Raw genomic sequence first — 18,625 nt, 5'->3', positions numbered from 1 at the left:
TTGCTAGCATTGCTTGGCGAGAATTTACATACCTTTATAGATAATCGTTATTTGTTAGTACTATTTTTATTATATTTAGTATCTTATGGTAAGTCAAGTAAAGTTCATTAAAAATAAAAAAAAGCGCCTAGGAGCCGTTCAAAAGCTAGGGCCGTGTTGAAACGCATGAGTTTCAACACGGCTCCTTTGGTAGTTTAGGCGTCAGAACTTAGCTGCCAATTTAACTTAGCTTGGCAATTCGCCCTTTTAGAAACTTTTAATGCAAGGAGCCAAACCTTTGGGCAAAAGCTTCTTTCGGGATGCTCTTATAGTTAAGCACCGATTTTTTAAATAATTCCATATTATTTTTTCCCATAATAACCCCCATATAAATCCGTGGTATGGAAAATCTGGCCTCATGATCATAAAGTCCCTGGTCGCTAACAGCAAAAGACGCTTTATACCCAGCTCGCTCGACTGCATCTAAGACACTTTTATTATAATAGCCAATGGGAAATGCAATCATCTCAGCTTGTGTTCCCGTCAACTCTTCAAAAAACTTCTTTGATCCTGCTACTTCAGCTTGCAATTGCTCGGCGGAAATTTTAGTGAGGTCTGCATGAGTCAAGGTATGTGACTGAATGGAGAACAATGGATCTATACTTAATTCTTTGATTTGTTGCTCATTCAAGTAAGAATAGCCTGTCAGCTTGCCGCCAATACAATTTTTGATAATAAAGAAAGTCGCCTTCATACCACGCTTGCGAAGTTCCGGTACAGCATATGTATTTACTCCATCATAACCGTCATCAAAGGTAATTAACACGCTTTTTTCCGGAAAAGGGATATTGTTCGTAAGGCATTCAACAAATTCATGAGCAGACAATGTTTTATATTCATGGGCTGCCAACCAATCCAGTTGTTGACAAAAATCCTTTACGGAAACATCAAATCCATTTATTTCTGTTTCTTTGATATCATGGTACATCAATACCGCCGGGAAATCACTACGTTTAAATTTATCTGTTCCACTACAAAATCCATAGCTGGACAGACAAATCATTAGTAATGTAATCATTACTGGCATCCATATTTTTATTTTCATGTTGATAACCAACTCCTAGCTTGTTTCAAGAATAGAGTGCGTTACTATCGCCGCAACGCATTGTAGAGTTTTGCTGATACATTGGCAATAAAGTCACTGGAATAGCTATGGTCACCTGTGCGGGTGTAAAAACTGATTAAAATTGGGTCATGTCCGTCCTGAACGACACCCACATCACAAAGCACATCATCCAGTTCACCAACTTTATGAAATACCGGTACTTGCATATAGCGGGGAATTTCATCCTGGAAGATTGTGTTGGCCAGATCGTCTTTTAATCGCCGCACATTTTTTTTGTCTATATATTTTTCCCTGTATATAGACTCAAGAACCTTGGACATTTCATAAGGCGTTGTTACACTATGATAACTGTATTTTTCAAACGCCTGCTCATCATGGATTTCCGTCTTACGTAACCGCAAATCCCGCTCAACTTTATCAAACCCGTCTTTTTTGGTTGCATCAAACTCATTCAGTAATGCAGCAAACGTATTGTTATCACTTACTTTTATCATCATATCAATATCTTGATCATACTCATTCTGCTTGTAGGGCGGCGCTTTTGGATAAAGAAATTTATATGTAGCCAAGGCCACAATCAGCTTACTTGTAGAAGCGGTAGGAAAAACAGTATCCTGGTTATATTTTATCGTTTTTCCTGTTTTTAAGTTCTTGGCAAATACGCCAACTTGTCCGTCAAACTGTTTTAAATCACTGGTTATTTCCCTTTCCAAAGCCGGTGATGCATTAGCTGTTACGACTGACAAAGCAATAATAAGTGCAGTACATGCTGGGATAAGTTTTTTTAGCATCAGAATTCCTCCTTTTAACTGGATATGTCTATTTTATCATAAAGCTAAGGGACAGGTTAGGAATTTTCCGCTCACAAAACTTGCTGACGGTTCCACCGAGTCAGACCCAATTCCCTACTTGGGTAATATTTACCATAAACACAAAACTCCTGCCAATTCATACAAGTTTGACAGGAGTTTTGTGCGATTAGTAAATTGAACAGATAACAATGCAGCTACGCACTTATTTATTCAATTTTGTTAATATCGATATTTCCACCCAAACGCCATATGCTAATGTTATTTACACCCTGCTCCTTAGCTATACCAATCCAGTAATTTAGCGTTTCTACATCAGCATACCAAACCTGGTAGGAAACGCCCCTATCTTGATACTCAAAAACTAGGCACTGGCTTTCTTCATCCCTTTTGGTTTTACTGTCCTGTGTCATTGCAAGCGTTTTGGCTTCGACTTCTGAGAGAAGAGTTCTCTTACCATTATCACCCCATAAGCAGCCGCCGGTTGCAAATGCAATAGAGGTTTCACCTGGTAAAGCTTTCATTTGCCCTACTGTTTTTTCAATAAACCCCCGATTGGCCTTTGGGCCTGGCTCGCTATGCAGCCCGTACAGGTTATAAAACATGACTATATATTCAGGTCCTTGAGGGAGATTAGCAATGGAAAATGGTGTCCCCGGTTCAAGTACCACCCGAAGTTTTAATTTATTTTTCCCGGCTTTTTTGTAAAGTTTATCAACAAATATTGAAAATGACTTGACTATTTGTTCATCATTCCAGATACGTTCATAATCAATTTCAATGCCGTCATATTTACCCTTCAAAGTCAGTGCAATAAGATCATCAATATGTCTGTCCATAGATGCAGGTGTGACAAATATCCGGTGAAGAACTTCAATGTCTTTCAGGACAACCGATTCATCAGCATTCTGCTTATCATTTACAAAGGTAAGATAGGTTTCATATTGTTCTTTTTTCGCTCTTAGCTCCTTTCTCTTATCGCTAAGTTCCTTAGGAATGAAGATGCGGTCCCGGGCATCAAAATACGCACCAAAGTAAGACAGTTTACCTAATTTTTCACCTATCCGCTGCAAGTCTTTTCCACCTGCATCCAAATCCCAATAAACCAACCATGCCGACTTTTCAATCGTTTCTTTTGCATCGGCCTTACTAGTCAACTGGTTATTAAAATTACAGCCTGCCAAAAGGACAAAAGCAGCTATCAGCAGCACCATTTTAAAAATTTTATAAGTTATACCCTTCACCCAGTTGCACCTCTCTACTGCCTACAAGTATTTAACAAAAAAATCCACGAGGGCTTCCCATAGCTGTTTCACTTTAAATTTGACATTATCGAATCCTTCCAATTTGCTGTCAAACAAAATTCTTTCGTGTTCTGCTCCCGTATTTTCAGATATTATCAATTTATCAAATACACCATCATATACATCATCTGCCAAATTTCTTTGACTTTGCCCGTAGCCCCCCCATGCACTTTCAAGAAAGATAGCGCCGCCTTTTGTATCCATTACTTGCAAATCACTTACGGCTTCCTTGTCATCCACTATAATTGTTAGCTTATCTCCTTTAAGAGACAACGCCAAGCGCCGGTCACCCTTGGCATGAACACTGATTTCAGGTATATAGGGTTCTGCTCCCTCTGCCACGGTAGGAGCTACTTCCCGGGTTTTATTTTCCAACCGTACTGCATAGGCTTTTGCTTTTTCAGGTGAATTAGCGTATTGCAGAAGAGTTGTCAGCGCAGTTTGTTCTGCGGCCTTTTTATCCTCAGGAACAGATAAAATTGTTTTGCCGTCATGCTGATCTAAATTTAACTTAAACAACTCTTTTTCGGCGCTGCCATTTTGTTCTGTAACATATAAAACATTGTTAAGAATATATACAGATAAGAAATTTTTTAGGTTTTCGTCTGTCCGCATATATATTCTCTGTAACCCAAATTTATTGCCTTTTAGCCTTACGCTAAGTTTTATATCTTCAAAATCATTGCTATTCTTCAAACGTACTAATCCTTGGTCTTTTGGCAAAGATGTCAAAATCATCGTTTCATCTTTAATCTCCAATGCCCCTTTACGAGTATCCCAGTCCCTCTGTTTATTCAAATTGCCATTGACAAAATCCAAATCCTGATTAATATCATATTTTATCCGCATCAACAGATGATTGGTATACCAATAAGGCTGCGGCTGCATCCGCGTTAAATCATAAATACTGCTGTTTCTCTGATTAAACGTAAATCCTTCCCGGTTAAAGTTCATTTTAAACAATTTTTTAATCCAATCTTCATTTACAGCACTGACTTTGTCATTATTACCAAACTGGCCTGTATTGGAGTGCATGAGTATATACGTTCCCGGTACATAGCCAATAGACTGAGCATATATATCCCGCATGGCTTGATAATCGTGGGAAATACGTTCTTTCATCCTGGTATAGCTTTCTTTGGGAACACCATATTCATCCCGTATATAATCCATTAAATAGTGATTGTATTTACGACCTAAGTAAGGTGCAACTCCGGCATGTTCAAGTGGAACTAATTCTCCCAGATAGTTTTCGTAGCGGTCAAACACGTTAATAAATGCCAGTCTGTAACCATTGGTACCCATTTCCCAATACGTCGTTTTTTCCAGCTCTGTTAGTTCTTCAGGTACTAAAAATTTAGGGTCTTTTTTATCGAATTTTTCGGGATAGGTCAACATTGTTGCTTTAAAATTCAACTCTTCCAGAATTTTTTGCGAAAAAATAGCCGTATCCCTTCTGCCGTCTTCAAAGATCAAAAACAATGATTTTTCAGGTAACTCTTTTCCCGACTGATAGTAGTCTAAAATATCTTGCTGCGTAATAGTTACATAGCCCAAATCTTTTAGCGCTTGCAAATGTTCCTGCAAACGCCCGATGCCAATGATATTTTGTTTACCTATCCTTTCCACACCAAAATAGGAAAGAGCAACAAAACCTTTATCGCCCGAAAACTTTGTACTCTGCTCGGTATAAGGTTTATATGCTTTCAGAGTAAGCAAAGTGACTACAGCTATCGCAATTATCGCAAAAATGAATAGTAGTTGAAACACTACTCTTACCATTTTCTTTCTGTCTTTAAGTTCTGTAAACTTCGCATAAACAGCTGTTTTTCTATACCTACGAGCAATGAAATTAGTTGGCGTTGTCATTAGCGTATATCTCCACGTATATTATCTTTCTTTTTTGCCATTTCCAAAATATCGGCCGGAGTCAACCTTGTTCCCCAGGTAGTTTTCCAAAACGTAACCCAGGCAATAGGCATTTGCCATAAGAGCACGGCTTCATAGTAGAAACAGAACCATAACCCATACAGCCATGTTGAGCTTCTCCGCAGAAATAGTTGAGCCATGCTCATCAACAAAGCCATCAGAAAAATACCAAGGATAAAAGTAAGCGGAAATACCCTGTGCACAAGTGGAATGTAAACCAGATTATAAATAACGATTGCCGGCGCCAACAACGGTACAAGCATCCCCATATAAAAAGATAATGACATAAAGGGTTCCTTCTTCCACATAAACCAGGCTGCTATCATCGATTCTCTTAGCCATGACCGTTTCCAGCGCATTTGCTGTTTCAAAAAAACGGAATATTTATTTGGCACAATGGTAGTGCATATTGCCGTATCCTGATACGTGGTACGATTGTTTCTTAAAATGAAATTTGTCATACTCCGGTCATCACCAAACGTGGCTCTCTCTCCCAAAAATTTTTGGTTCAGCCAGGCATCCATATATTTGAGGACCAGGTCTTTCCGATAACAAGAAAGCGGACCTGATAAGCAGGTGACGGCATCAAAATAGCCTTCTGCTGCTTTCATTATCCGAAACGCAATATAATAGCGGACAGCCTGCATCTTCGTAAGTGCATTGGTATAGGTATTAGCAACATCTGTTCTGCCTGATACACCGCCCATTTTTATATCTTTGAAAGGCTGCACAATATTTCGAATCGCAAAAGGATCTAGAAAACTGTCAGAATCAACAAATACCACTAATTCATGTTGTGCCCTTGTTGCTCCTTTAGCCATAGCTTCCCGTTTGCCTGCGTTTTTCTCCTGCCGGAAATAATGCAATCTTGTCTCAACGTCATAGCGCTTTTCTTTAGCCTTTAATTCTTCCGCTATTTCTACAATTTTTGCAAAAGACTTGTCATTGGAACAATCATCAACTACGATTACCTCCAGCTTATCGACAGGATAATCCTGATTGATGCAGCTCACAATCGTTCTTTGTATCCACTCTTCTTCGTTAAAACAAGGGATAACAATACTGACACCTGGTGTGAACTCGTTATCAATGGGAACAGGCCGATAAAAAATAGCGAATAAATAGCGGCTCAGCAAAAAAGTTGCGGCAATAAGACTATACATATACAGAATTTTATTAAATTTAAAATATAATATGCTTTCTGCCCGCATCAACAGGATACAGGCACAAATAATGAATAGGAACAGTGAGGCACATGAAAGCATATACCAATTTTTCTTTCTATTGGCATACTGAGCTAATGATTCTAAAAATAGCACACCACAGCGTGTTTGTCCTGCTGGAGTTTTTTCAAGCCGGACATATCTAGCCTCAATATCAACTTTCATCTCATAACCTTCCGGCATAGTACCGGGCTCGATAGTGAACTTCAAGCGAACATTCCTGGCGTGGCTTAACTCCTCCGCCACTTCAGGGGGAACTTCCAGTAACATCCCGGTTGTCGATATATCCACACATTTTCCGGTATGTTTTACTGTTTTTCCCGCCAAAACGTATGTAACGGCAACAATATACTCAACCAAATAGCGTTTGCCCATATTTTCAGATACTATACGGGTTCCAAGGTCATTTCCAACCACATTATTTCCTAATGCCTGGCGTCTATCCACATTAGTACGCCCGCCCTCTTTATCCGGCACCTTAGAAAGCAGCCTACGGTCAGGTTTAACGGTAAACAAAATATCTTCTTTATCTTCTATATCATCTTTAAATCGTTTATCCATAGCCTACCTCCCTGGCGATACATGTGATTTTGCTTTTTACTTGTGAACGTTACCAGCGCTATGCAATAATCTCAAGGTTTTTTTGGGATTGATTTGCGAATAACCATCAAATAAATAATCTGATAACCTGCCCACTTTAAACTTCGATGGATCAGAATCTGCCTTTGCTTCATTGGCTGTCAGCAAAATATCCAAAGCCGCTGGGGTGTAGATAACACTATCGCCCATGTGCATGACCAGGATAGCGCCTTTTTTGACTTCACCGTATTGGGTATAAACGCCTTCTTTGAACGTGTCTACAAGTTGAGTAATATCTTTGGCCTTGTAGTCATTGGTACTTATCGAACCGGAAATAATATAGTCGTAACCAGCATCAAGCAACGCTTCCATGCCCATTTTACTGATTGCCAGCGTGGGGGCACGAAAATATCTGGTCAAAGCCGGTTTCCCATTAACAGTTACATCGCCTGTAACCTCCCGCAATTTTTGATAAGAGATTGTCAAGTCTTTGAGATACTCTTCTTTTTCTTGCGTTTTGACATACTTATGTGTTTTGGTGTCCATAACTGCCATCGGTTTATGCTTATCTGAGTGACTGCCAATTTCATGGCCTTCCACAGCAATTGCCCGGAGCAGATTGGGGTTATACAAAACATTATTTGTAAGAATAAAGAATGTCCCCGGTACATTATGTTTGCGCAGAACGTATAGCAATTTATTTATTGCGGCATCTGATCCCCAGTCATCAAAGGTTAAAAAGATAACATTATCTTCGGTGTGTACAAAGCCGGTTTGATCAAGGCGCCGTTCATCCATTTTGGAAAACCCTATCATCCGGTCCTCAAGGTTAACGCCGCTTTGCCCAATATAATGCTGAGAAGTTGTTGCTAAGAAGTTGTGACTGTCAATAGCTATTTCCGGTCCATCATGCCTTAGATGAGGCGGAACTTTTTGCAAATCTACTGGGTATTGGTAAATGAACTTCGTATTATTGAGAATTTCACCAACCGGCTTAATCATATACTGCGAATTATTGGCCCGGTTGTTAATGGGATTATCATAAAAGGTTGCATAGGCAATATTGTCTATTTTATTTTGTTTGATTGATTCCAGCAAACCGCCGACGATCTGGTCATCTGTATAAAAATCCATTCTAAAAAACAGAATTTCTCCCCTGGACAATGAAATTATGCTGGTGCGAAATAGTTCTGCCATAATCGCATCTACCGAGGTATAATCTTTATGTTTTAGCTGCACAATATTGATTGATTGACCAATCAACTTATATTCTAGACTGCCAACTGCTTCCCTGGTAGTATCTGATACCGCGCCTGATACCTGTTTTACCAAATTCGTATACACACCAAACTGCTCTTTCAGCAGGCGCGACGAAGACATAATACTTTTGCGGGTTTCCTCTACGCTCTCTCCAGCCTTTGGTCTAAGGGTAATACCGACTTCATGCTTATTGGCAATGATTTTACGTACTATTTGCGGATATTTTTTCATTTCTGCTTCCGACACAAAGAAGGTTGCTTTAATGCCAAGCCTATTCAATCTTTCAAGAACATCATTTACTACCGATTCCTTCGTTAAACCACCAAAGGTGTAAGAAAGAGCCTGCTCTGTAGTATAAATTGTCTTGATCTCAGTTGCCGGCTCCCCACTACCTTCAGCGGCATACGCTATTGGGCAGGTAAATAGAGCCATGATTTGCTCCTGCAGAAAGGAAGCCGCTTTTGTTACCCACGCAAAGTTGTTGCTGTAATCTGGCCCCAAGGCCGTTTTAGTGCTAACTTTGGAATAATCCTCTACATACACGGTGCTATATTGGGCCTTCTGCAGTGCCAGTAACAGTTTTTCCACAATCAAAGCAATCTCTGGTTCTCCCAGACCTTCTGGTGACATTTCTTTTAATCCTGGTTGTTTATCGATAGCTGGCTTCAAATCAGTTTTTCCTGGTTCATATCTAATCAATTCAATATTTGCTAATAATTTAACAGAAACAATACTACCTGGCCGAAGAGCGGCAACAAAAGCATCCGCGTCAATAGCTGCCGCGTTGCTTTGTCTCACGTCTAAAACAACATCACTTTGTACAACATTTTTAAACCCACACGCCTTTGCGACTTGCAGCAATTGATCTGTATATTTTGTGTCATTACATTTTAGCAAATTAGGCTCTTGCGTAGCATTTTCTTTAACAATTTTTTCGGCACGACAAAAATCCTTAGCCAGTCTTTCGATAGGCAGATTTTCCATTTTAGGCATACCCACTAGGGTAAAGTTTTCAATTTTCTGCCCTGCATTTTTAATATCGGCCAAGGTTTGTGGATCCTCAACAGTGTGCAGTCCATCCACAAAAAAGGTTGCCTTACTGTTATATTTTTTCAACAAAACCAATATTTGCTGCATAGTATTGCGATCTGTTAGTCCGTCAAAGGTCAAGGCAATCTGCCGGGAACTGCCTTGAACGCCGGTAACGATTGTTGCCTTCTCCTGACTTTTTTCCAGTTGTGCTAAGGCTTGGGCCACTTCCTCGTCCGCATTATAAAGATCGTCAAGGGTTATATAACTGTGATACTCCCTCACTGGCTGATTTTTTTGATAGTCTTTATAAAAAAATACAGTGGCCAGGGAAACTCCGGTAATAAGAATTAATACTAATACCAGCGTACGCCCTTTCATGGATACCACCTCTCCTGACTAAAGATTCCAGTAAGAATAAACCTCTTCTTCCAGTTCTTTCTGATCAATTATATTCTTGATGTCAATAATCACATGCTTCGACTGGTTATCTTTCTGTCTGAACATTCTTTTGATATCTGCTACCCCTAAATCCTTAAACTGTTGATGCCCTACCAAAAATATCAGACAATCGGCATTGGAAACATCTTTTATTTCCACAAGCTCCTGATGTAATTCTCTTTTGTATTCTGTTTTATCAACAACTGGATCTACTACTTTTACTGTGATTCCATATCCGGTAAGTTGCTTACAAAGCTCTACGGCTTTTGAGTTGCGCATATCAGGACAATCCTCTTTGAAGCTGATTCCCATAACATATATATTGGATTTATTAACATCTTTACCTGCTTGAATCATTTTTTTGATTACATTATGAGCAATAAAAGTTGCCATGCCGTCATTGACTTTTCTCCCAGCGGCAATAATTTCTGAATGATATCCGAGTACTTCAGCTTGATAAATAAAATAATATGGATCAATCCCAATACAATGTCCGCCTACTAAGCCCGGATAAAACCCCAGAGCATTCCATTTGGTATTCATGGCATCAATAACATCTTTGGTGTTAATTCCCATTCGGTCAAAAGCCATTGCCAATTCATTCATAAAGGCAATGTTAATGTCTCTTTGGGCATTTTCCGATAACTTTGCGGCTTCTGCTACTTTAATGCTCGGTGCTTTATATACGCCGGCATGAATAATTAGTTCATACATTGCCGCAATCTCTGCCAGTGTTTCTTCATCTATACCGGAAACAATTTTGGTGATGTTATCCAGTCGATGTACTTTATCTCCGGGATTAATTCGTTCAGGAGAATAACCGACTTTGAAATCCTTGCCACATCGCAAACCAGATTCTGCTTCCAAAATAGGTATACAAATATCTTCCGTTACACCCGGATATACTGTGGATTCAAAAACAACAATACTTCCTTTTGATAAATTTTCCCCTACTATTTGGCTAGCATCAACAACCGGTGACAAATTTGGTGTTTTATCACCATTAATCGGCGTTGGTACGGCAATGATAATCATTTTAGCTTCTTGCAGTCTTGCAGGGTCGGTAGTAAATTCTAATGTCGAGCTTTGGATACTTTCATCACCAATTTCGTGGGTAGGATCAATCCCCTGTTTGTAAGTGTCAATTTTTTCCTGATTAATATCAAATCCCAGTGTTTTGAATTTCTCAGCAAATGCCACTGCTATTGGCAACCCTACATAGCCCAGACCTACAACAGCTACATAATCTTTTTTTGCCTTTATTCCGTTAACTACTTCCAATGACATGCCAATTCACCTACTTATAAAGTTAAAAATAATGCGTCAGTTGAGTCCATATCGTTTTTCCTTTTTCGCCGGAAACTTTGTCAGATAGATCATAGTATTCTACACCCGCAACCAAGTCTTTTGCCAATGCATAACTTACTCCTACACCATAGCCTTTCATGCCTTGCATGGAATTGCCTTTGCCGTTCATTCCATGGTCAATATATGTTCCTTGCGGCTGATTGTAATATTTTGCAAACATACTATAGGTTCCCGGCCTGTATGTACGTAGGTCGCCATAATTAAGACTAAGTACATAGCCATCGCTGTTCCCTTTGCGATCTTTTAGGCTAGAACCCAAGTACATGGCCCCAATGCTGAAATTGCTAAAACTATAGTTACCACCAATATTCCAGATTGTGTTGGTTTTATTAGAACCGTCATCCAGGCGGTAATGATACACACCGGTTTCCAGATTGTAATCGAAATCCTTATACCGTGCCGTTGCTATATATGTTGTTTTTGTATCTTCGGTTTCCCCATAGCTAAGCGAGTATTTTATCGGATCACCAAAATCAATTTTAACACCGGTAAAGCCGCTATCATAAATATTTCCTTCTGCCATCAGGTAGCCGAATTTACCCGCCTTCACCGTAGATGCACCTACTTTTCCTTCCAAATACAGACGGGAAAGTTCGAGCTTATTGTTATAATTTTTTATACTCTTTTGACCTTCCAGCATGCTAAACAACTGCCAATCCTTATTGATTCTTGTATCGGCACCAAGATAAAGCCGGAGTCCTGATGCATCTTTATCCCATTGCGTAGAACCGCTATTTGCTGCGTAATGAAAGCGAATTTCCCCGTCAACATTGATCTTGTTGTTTTTATGCTTGCTGCTATCACCAACCTGCATCAAATCATCCATAAGGCTATTATATGTGGCTGGGTCAACATCGCCTGAAGCACTTGCTTTGGGACTATCGCCGCCGGTTTTGTTCGAACTGGCCAATGTTTGAGACTCAATGGTATCATTTTTCCTTAAAGTTGTTATTTTTTTATCAGCGGTGGTTTTATCGATACGATTTACCACTTTTGTTGTAAGTTGTGCAAATTGCATTTTAGCTTTTTTCACATCTAAGTTTTGATCATTAATTACGTTCGATGTGATCTGTGCCATTTCATAAGTAAAGTCGTTTCTTTGTTCGCTAGGTATAAGCGGCATTGCTTTGGCCGTAATGGTAGAAATGGCAAAAGCAAACTCAATTTTAAAATTTTCAGTACTGGTTACAGGTGCAGCTAAAAAATTGGCGGCAAGTTGCGCCATTTCATAAGCAAACTCATCTTTGGCTATTTCTGTATTGCCTTTTACCGCAGTGGCACCAGAGTTACCCAAACCAGCTGGATTCTTCAATTCAGCTATAGCATATGCCGGACTTGCTTGGGAGGTCGCCGCACCTAATACCCGTGGCTCTGGGCCTTGATAATCCTGGCGTTCAGCAGAGGTTGTTTTGGGCTCAAGAGCTGTAACGGCTTTACTCCGTCCATACTTACTCGTAATTGTATCCAGCGCCTGGCGGGAGTTCGAATAATCACCTAACGCGCTGGCTGTGCGAGCCATACCTGATAATCCATCCAGTTCCCCTTCCGGTTGAGCAGATAACAATTGGTATTGCTTGTAAGCTGCACGGTTGTGATTTTTCTTTACTAAAACTTCGGCATACTGCCGGCGATACGCCGGATTTGGATACTTGCTTAGCACTAATTCAAACAGTGATTTCCCGTCAATATACTTATCTGTATTGATAAGAGTTACAGCATCCGCGATCACTGCATCCGCACTGGCTGGTGCTGTGTCGAGTAGTTGACCGTAATAGCTAAGTCCTTCTGCTGTACGGCCATTCAGCATTAACTGGAAAGCCAACATCCGCCGGCTAGCATTGTCACTCGGCTGCAGCCTGGCAAGATAGCGATATACAGCCAAAGCTTCTCCCTGTTTTCCAAGGCGAAGGTAGCTTTCAGCCAGAGACCTAAGTCCGGAAATTGGTACATCTGTATAAGTAGGCCATAGCCGCTCTCCCTCCCGGACTGCCAGTTCATACTGAGAGCTATTGCCAAGTGCTATTATATAGTCGCTGGCAAGTGAACCTTCGACAGGTAGGGTTTTGGTATAATTAACTAAAATTGAAGCCGCCTTTTGGTCTTGACCGCTATTCATATAGGCAATGGCCAAATTATGTTCCAACTTAGTCAACCGATCAGCCTTGTCCGGGCATTCTGGCAGCAGTCTCCGCGCCCGTTCTAAATCCCGGGCCGCTTGTTTGTAATCTTTTATCTGCAAACTCAACATCCCACGGCTGAAATACACCTCATAATCGTTTGGGTTCAGGGATAATAGCCGCTCATAATAGGCCTGAGCGGCTATAGTATTACCAGAGCGTAAGTTCATTTCCCCAGCCCACAAAAGTGCGTCCCTCTCGCCACGAAAAATTGCCGGTTGCAGCACAGCCAGGGCCTTGTCATACTCTTGCAACTGAAAATATGCGGTACTAACGCTTCGAATCACAGAAAAAGGCATACCTGTACCAGACTGCTGATTATATACATTGATAGCCTGTTCATTCTGACCTGCCTGTTGCAAAATAGTGACATAATCAAAAAGAAGCGATTTATCTTGCGCATCTGCCTTAACAAGACGAGCCATAATATCCAGGGACTGCTGATATTGGCCATTTTGAGCCATTTCCACAGCCTGAGTATGTAACAACTTCCGCTCATTTTCAGCAGAAACAGCCGTCTGTGCAACAGTAGCTGATGGAGCCTGCACTGCAGGGACATCGTCTGCCAGCCTATACATACGCAGGCTATTCTCATACAATTGAGAATAGTGTTGCTTATCAGAACTACTATCTATGACCATTTGAAATAACGCTTTTCCACCGCCTATATTGCCCATTGACAGGAGTGCCGCTGCGTCTTCTGCTGCACCTGCAAGCATTCCCTGATTTTCTAGCAGCACCTGACGATACATAGCTATGCCCCTGTCCAGTTGACCAGCATACAGTAATGTATAAGCCAAACCCGCGCGATACCTATGATTTTGCGGACTGTGAGCGATAAGTAACTCAAAACTGGTTTTAGCTAACCGTACCTGTCCTGTCCGAATATAACATTCAGCCACACAGTATAATACTCTGTCAGGCATAGCTTCTAACCGTGGCCATGCCGCATTAGCTGTTTCTATAACCTCCTCATAACGGTAATCGTCAAACAAAGAGACAACTGCCTCTTCCTCTGCCGCAGAAGTATGTACACGAACAGAATATTCACGACCTGCATCAGGTACTATGGCTGCCGCCGCTTCACCAGTATTAGGCTGTGTGGCCATACATGCCGAAACAACAGCCAGCCAAAACCGTCGATCTTTCAATATGTTACACCTCATCTTTCATGTAAAAGATGTATTAATCACACAGTTCCTTGCTTTCGTCTGGATAATTATACCATACTAGCCAGGAAGCAAAATTAAAGATTACTTAAAGAAAATATCCAGGGGAAGTTAACCTTTCTTCTGGAAAATAAGAATATGCCTGGTAACACTCACAAATAAATACTTGATAAATACTTGTAAGAGCAACCAGGCAGTCATAGGCACCACGGCCGTTAGACCCACGGCTTTGCGTCACCGCTTTTCAACGGGTATGCCAATTTTTAAATTATCTAGTTATATTTTACCGGCAAATCTATATCTTGTCAATTTGTATTTACTTTACAGGAGATCTAGAGCTTGCCTTTTCGAACAAATTCAAAAATTTTGCCACCCAGAGCAACTTTCATAAAAAAGTATAACAGGATCAGCACGCTGATGTTATCAAATAGATCTCTTTGTTTTATCTTATACCAGCCCAATTGAACTGTTCCCAACCAAGCTTCATCTATGGGTTTGGAAAACTGCCAACCTTCAAATGGCCAGTAGAAAATGCCTGGGTGAATCCACATCACATCAAACACATCATGAAACAATGTCCCGATGCAAACCGGAAATAGCCATGTTTCTTTGTTCCAAAGCCATTGCATAGCTGCGAGAATTCCAATAAACCCTAAAAAAACCAAAGAATGACCAAAAGCACGACTCTCATATGTATAACTGCCTTCAAGCAACTTAAACAAGGATTTGTCGATCAGATCCGGCAATAACGAAGAGACAATAACGATTCGATAATCAATCTGCCGAAGCCGCAAACCCGTTTCCAGCACTTTCACTGCGGCAGTCGTAAATCCAACATGGGATAGTGGTAACATTCTTCCTCCCGTCTTCGCCGGTTCAGCTATTTTGATTGTTTTTTCCGAGCACCTTGACACTAAATCCGGCATCTTTCCACTTACTATGATTTAAGCAATTTCTAGTGTCAAATAACTGCTTGTTGCGCATAAGAAACCCCAGTTCATCAGCTGAAAGATATTTAAATTCTTTATGATCTGCTAACAACAAAATCAAATCAGATGCTACGAAAGCTTCTTCCAGATTTGACACTTCAAATTCATAATTTTTTACATATGGATCGTATATACCTACATCAATATTTGCTTGTTTAAGTTCGCGGATGACTTTAGTAGCAGGACTTTCTCTTATGTCGTCCACATTGCCTTTGTAAGTAACTCCCAATACCGTAATCTTAGGTTTTACTACTTGATCCAGCATTTTTTTTACTAATCCGACAACAAAATTCGGCATTGCATCATTTATTTCCCGACTCAACCGTATTAATTCTGCATTGTTGGATTTTTCAACAATAAACCATGGATCCACTGCCAGACAATGTCCTCCGACTCCCGGACCCGGTTGATGTAGATTCACACGCGGATGCATGTTTGCCAATTTAATGATTTCCAGCGCATCCAAATTCAAATCATAGGCTATTCTGCAAACCTCGTTTGCCAGTGCAATATTGACATCGCGATAAGTATTTTCCATCAATTTAGCCATTTCAGCCGATGTGGCATCCGTAATTAATAAGTTCCCTTGCACTACTTTTTCATATATTCCCCTTGCTTTATCGGATGACTTGTCATTTATTCCGCCAATAATACGATCATTGCTAACGAATTCATGCAGGATATTTCCCGGCAGCACCCTTTCCGGGCAATGCACCAGATAAATTTCTTCGCCAATTTTATAGCCGCTTTTTTGCAAAATAGGAACTAGAATGTCTTCCGTGGTACGCGGTGGAACTGTTGATTCCAGAATTACCAAATTTCCTTTTTGCAAGAATGGCAGTATTGACTCCGTAGCCTGTATAACATATGTTAATTCTGCCGAATTATCATCTTTTAGCGGGGTAGGAACAGCGATAATAAAAACATCAGCCTGCTCGGGCACTTGCCTCACGAGCATGTTTCCGGATTGGATCGCCGCACATACAACAGTCTTTAACCCCGGCTCGTTAATATGAATCTGTCCTTTACTCAGTACCTCAACAATTTGGGAATCAACGTCTACACCAACAACGTGAAATCCATTTGCGGCAAAAACGCTTGCGGTCGGAAGTCCGATGTATCCTAAACCCAAAACGCAAATCCTTGTCATAGAAACTCCTCCTTACTATTCGTGTAAAATCCAGACTGCACATCTCGAAAAATTTCTAGCGTATAATTATAATTCTTTCAGTCTTTGTGTCGGTTATCTTTTGATAAGCTTTTATAATGAACGCCTTGCAGCAGTTTAGCCTGTTTTTTTGATACTTTTCCCATTTTATTGCATATTCCAGAAAAATTTCGCAGCCAAATAATTCATACATGACTTTTATTTGAGCTATATGTAGTCGGTGATAAAATGGGCTCGCTATCGTATTTTCCATATCATATTTTGACCAATAATTACAATCAAATGTCTCCATATCTTTTTCAAGAGTTTGAATCGCATTGTCCAGTATCTTCTTATAAGCCTGATCATTACTCGCTTTGTAATAATCGTAAAGTCCCCAGATTGAAAATATTAAACCATTTAGAACAACTGGTTTTTCAATATATTCTTTAAACCATAGTTTATTATCCATATATTGTGTACAGCCTCCATCAGCGATCGGGATACACATAAAATCCACAGCTTGCTTTGCGGCTTTCAAGTATTTATCATCACGGGTTTCTTTATAAGCTCGAACAAGTAAAGAGGCACCCTCTCCCTGAGCCATCGACGAGTAGGGTACTCTGGTTCCTACAATGGAAAAGGTGTCCCACGCACCATTTTCTTCCTGCTTGTTCAATGCCCATTCAACGGTTCTCATAAAGGCTTCTTTGTATTTCGAGCAACCTGTTAGAATAAACAAATCATATGCCCCAAGTCCATAGTGAAATATCGCTATTGAGAAATACACTTTCTTCCCATCGCTTGTAACATTATATACAAGGCCAGTTTCATCTAATAATGCCGCTGGGTTCAATACTTTTTCCGTCAAATTATTATAATAGCCATTCACTTCATTTTTTGAGTATACTTTGCCAACATCTTGATTAACATGTAAAATGCTTTTTCCATTCAACATTCTAATCCATTTATTCATTATGCTGAACGCTCTCATCAATTCCTCCTGTACCAACAGCTCAGCCTGTAACTTCACGATAAATCTTTTCAGCGTCAAGCATGCAAGAATCCCAATCAGCTTTCTGCAAAACCAATTTTCTGTTATGCACTCGTGCTTTTTGCCTATCAATACTGCCGTCTGCAACTCTTAAAATAGCCTTCGCCAGTAAATGAGCCGAACCCTGCGGAACCAGAATTCCATTAAATCCAGATTCTATCCATTCCCTATGCCCCGGAATATCTGTGACAATCGGGAAAGCGCCACAAGCCATTGCTTCAAGTAATGATACGGGTGTCCCTCCGGAACTCGCCATGGAAACATAGACCTGACTTTCCTGTAAAAGAGCTAACAATTCTTGGAGCGGAACCCGTCCAGGGAAATAAATGCAATCATCTAATCCAAGGGAAGCTACCTGAGCTCTCAGTCTCTCCGTTTCTGATCCCTTTCCTACCAAAACAGCCTTAATATCACGCCCCTGAGATTTCACTTCGGCAACAGCTTCAATAACGTCACCGGTGTTATATACAGGTTCATGGGAATTAAGAGAAAGTATTTTCAGCAAATGCCCGTCTCTATTTGTCGCAGGAATAAAAACCTTCGTATCCACCCCAATCGGCAAAACTGCGACTTTATTTGAATCAGCACCGAGATTGACCATTACCTCTTTTAATTGTGGGGATACCGCAATCAGGAACTTTGATTTTTTTAATACAATTTTGACAACTTGCTTTGCAATATAAGATTTTGCGGGAGCTATTAAAACATCTGAACCCCAGGCAGTCCCGATCAACGGTCTTTCCCCAAAAAGCAATGGCAAGGACAACAAGCCGTATCCTGATAGAAAATGAATATGGATTAGGCTCGGCTTTATCTGCCTAACAATTCTTACTACTCTGGGCATGGCCAGTACATAATCCGCCTTGCCCATTCCATACCCTACATAATGCATGGTGGAACCCTCCACGTCCTGACGAGAACAGGTAACGCAATGGGTCTCGTACCCTTGTTTCACAAAATATCTAACCCATTTTCGAAAATGCATATTGGCAGAATCGCCAAAAAAACAAATGACTGTCCTGTATGGAAAAGAACTGTCCAT

Annotated in this window: 12 protein-coding genes and 1 riboswitch; all 12 genes read right to left on the bottom strand. The window is 40.4% G+C overall.

The features are described 5' to 3' along the window. Positions 1-256 precede the first annotated feature (256 nt). Complete coding sequence (locus AC1ECB_RS00835) at positions 257-1,084, bottom strand: polysaccharide deacetylase family protein (RefSeq protein ID WP_485667042.1); 828 nt, start codon at positions 1,082-1,084, stop codon at positions 257-259. A gap of 44 nt (positions 1,085-1,128) precedes the next feature. Then, positions 1,129-1,896, bottom strand: a complete 768-nt coding sequence (locus AC1ECB_RS00830; protein WP_485667041.1) for a serine hydrolase — start codon at positions 1,894-1,896, stop codon at positions 1,129-1,131. A 227-nt stretch (positions 1,897-2,123) separates the two neighbouring features. Next, positions 2,124-3,158: a glycosyl hydrolase family 18 protein gene (locus AC1ECB_RS00825; RefSeq protein WP_485667040.1), complete on the bottom strand. Its 1,035-nt coding sequence runs from the start codon at positions 3,156-3,158 to the stop codon at positions 2,124-2,126. 21 nt (positions 3,159-3,179) lie between these two features. Further along, positions 3,180-5,087 (bottom strand): polysaccharide deacetylase family protein, encoded by a 1,908-nt coding sequence (locus AC1ECB_RS00820; protein ID WP_485667039.1) that lies wholly within the window; start codon positions 5,085-5,087, stop codon positions 3,180-3,182. After that, positions 5,087-6,931 carry a glycosyltransferase family 2 protein gene (locus tag AC1ECB_RS00815; protein ID WP_485667038.1) on the bottom strand — a complete coding sequence of 615 codons (1,845 nt, stop codon included), beginning with the start codon at positions 6,929-6,931 and terminating at the stop codon, positions 5,087-5,089. Before AC1ECB_RS00815 ends, AC1ECB_RS00820 begins: the two co-directional genes overlap by 1 nt. Positions 6,932-6,967: 36 nt before the next feature. Further along, positions 6,968-9,619, bottom strand: coding sequence for a polysaccharide deacetylase family protein (locus AC1ECB_RS00810; RefSeq protein WP_485667037.1), 2,652 nt, complete (start codon positions 9,617-9,619; stop codon positions 6,968-6,970). A gap of 18 nt (positions 9,620-9,637) precedes the next feature. Further along, the gene (locus AC1ECB_RS00805) at positions 9,638-10,966 is read right to left on the bottom strand and encodes a nucleotide sugar dehydrogenase (protein ID WP_485667036.1); all 1,329 of its coding nucleotides are present in this window, start codon (positions 10,964-10,966) and stop codon (positions 9,638-9,640) included. Between the two features lie 22 nt (positions 10,967-10,988). Continuing rightward, entirely contained in the window at positions 10,989-14,375 is a 3,387-nt protein-coding gene (locus AC1ECB_RS00800; RefSeq protein WP_485667035.1) for a tetratricopeptide repeat protein, read from the bottom strand. Positions 14,376-14,574: 199 nt separating this feature from the next. Further along, positions 14,575-14,661, bottom strand: a riboswitch (cyclic di-GMP riboswitch). Between the two features lie 64 nt (positions 14,662-14,725). Next, on the bottom strand, positions 14,726-15,247 hold the full coding sequence (locus AC1ECB_RS00795; RefSeq protein ID WP_485667034.1) for a metal-dependent hydrolase: 522 nt from the start codon (positions 15,245-15,247) through the stop codon (positions 14,726-14,728). 22 nt (positions 15,248-15,269) lie between these two features. Then, entirely contained in the window at positions 15,270-16,532 is a 1,263-nt protein-coding gene (locus AC1ECB_RS00790) for a nucleotide sugar dehydrogenase (RefSeq protein WP_485667033.1), read from the bottom strand. A gap of 55 nt (positions 16,533-16,587) precedes the next feature. Beyond that, positions 16,588-17,523: a D-glucuronyl C5-epimerase family protein gene (locus tag AC1ECB_RS00785; protein ID WP_485667032.1), complete on the bottom strand. Its 936-nt coding sequence runs from the start codon at positions 17,521-17,523 to the stop codon at positions 16,588-16,590. Between the two features lie 22 nt (positions 17,524-17,545). Next, positions 17,546-18,625 carry a glycosyltransferase gene (locus AC1ECB_RS00780; protein ID WP_485667031.1) on the bottom strand — a complete coding sequence of 360 codons (1,080 nt, stop codon included), beginning with the start codon at positions 18,623-18,625 and terminating at the stop codon, positions 17,546-17,548.

The sequence above is a fragment of the Sporomusa sp. 246TCP1 genome (assembly GCF_057319775.1).
The sequence above is the reverse complement of the archived record's forward strand: the minus strand, read 5'-3'. Positions and strand labels throughout refer to the sequence as shown.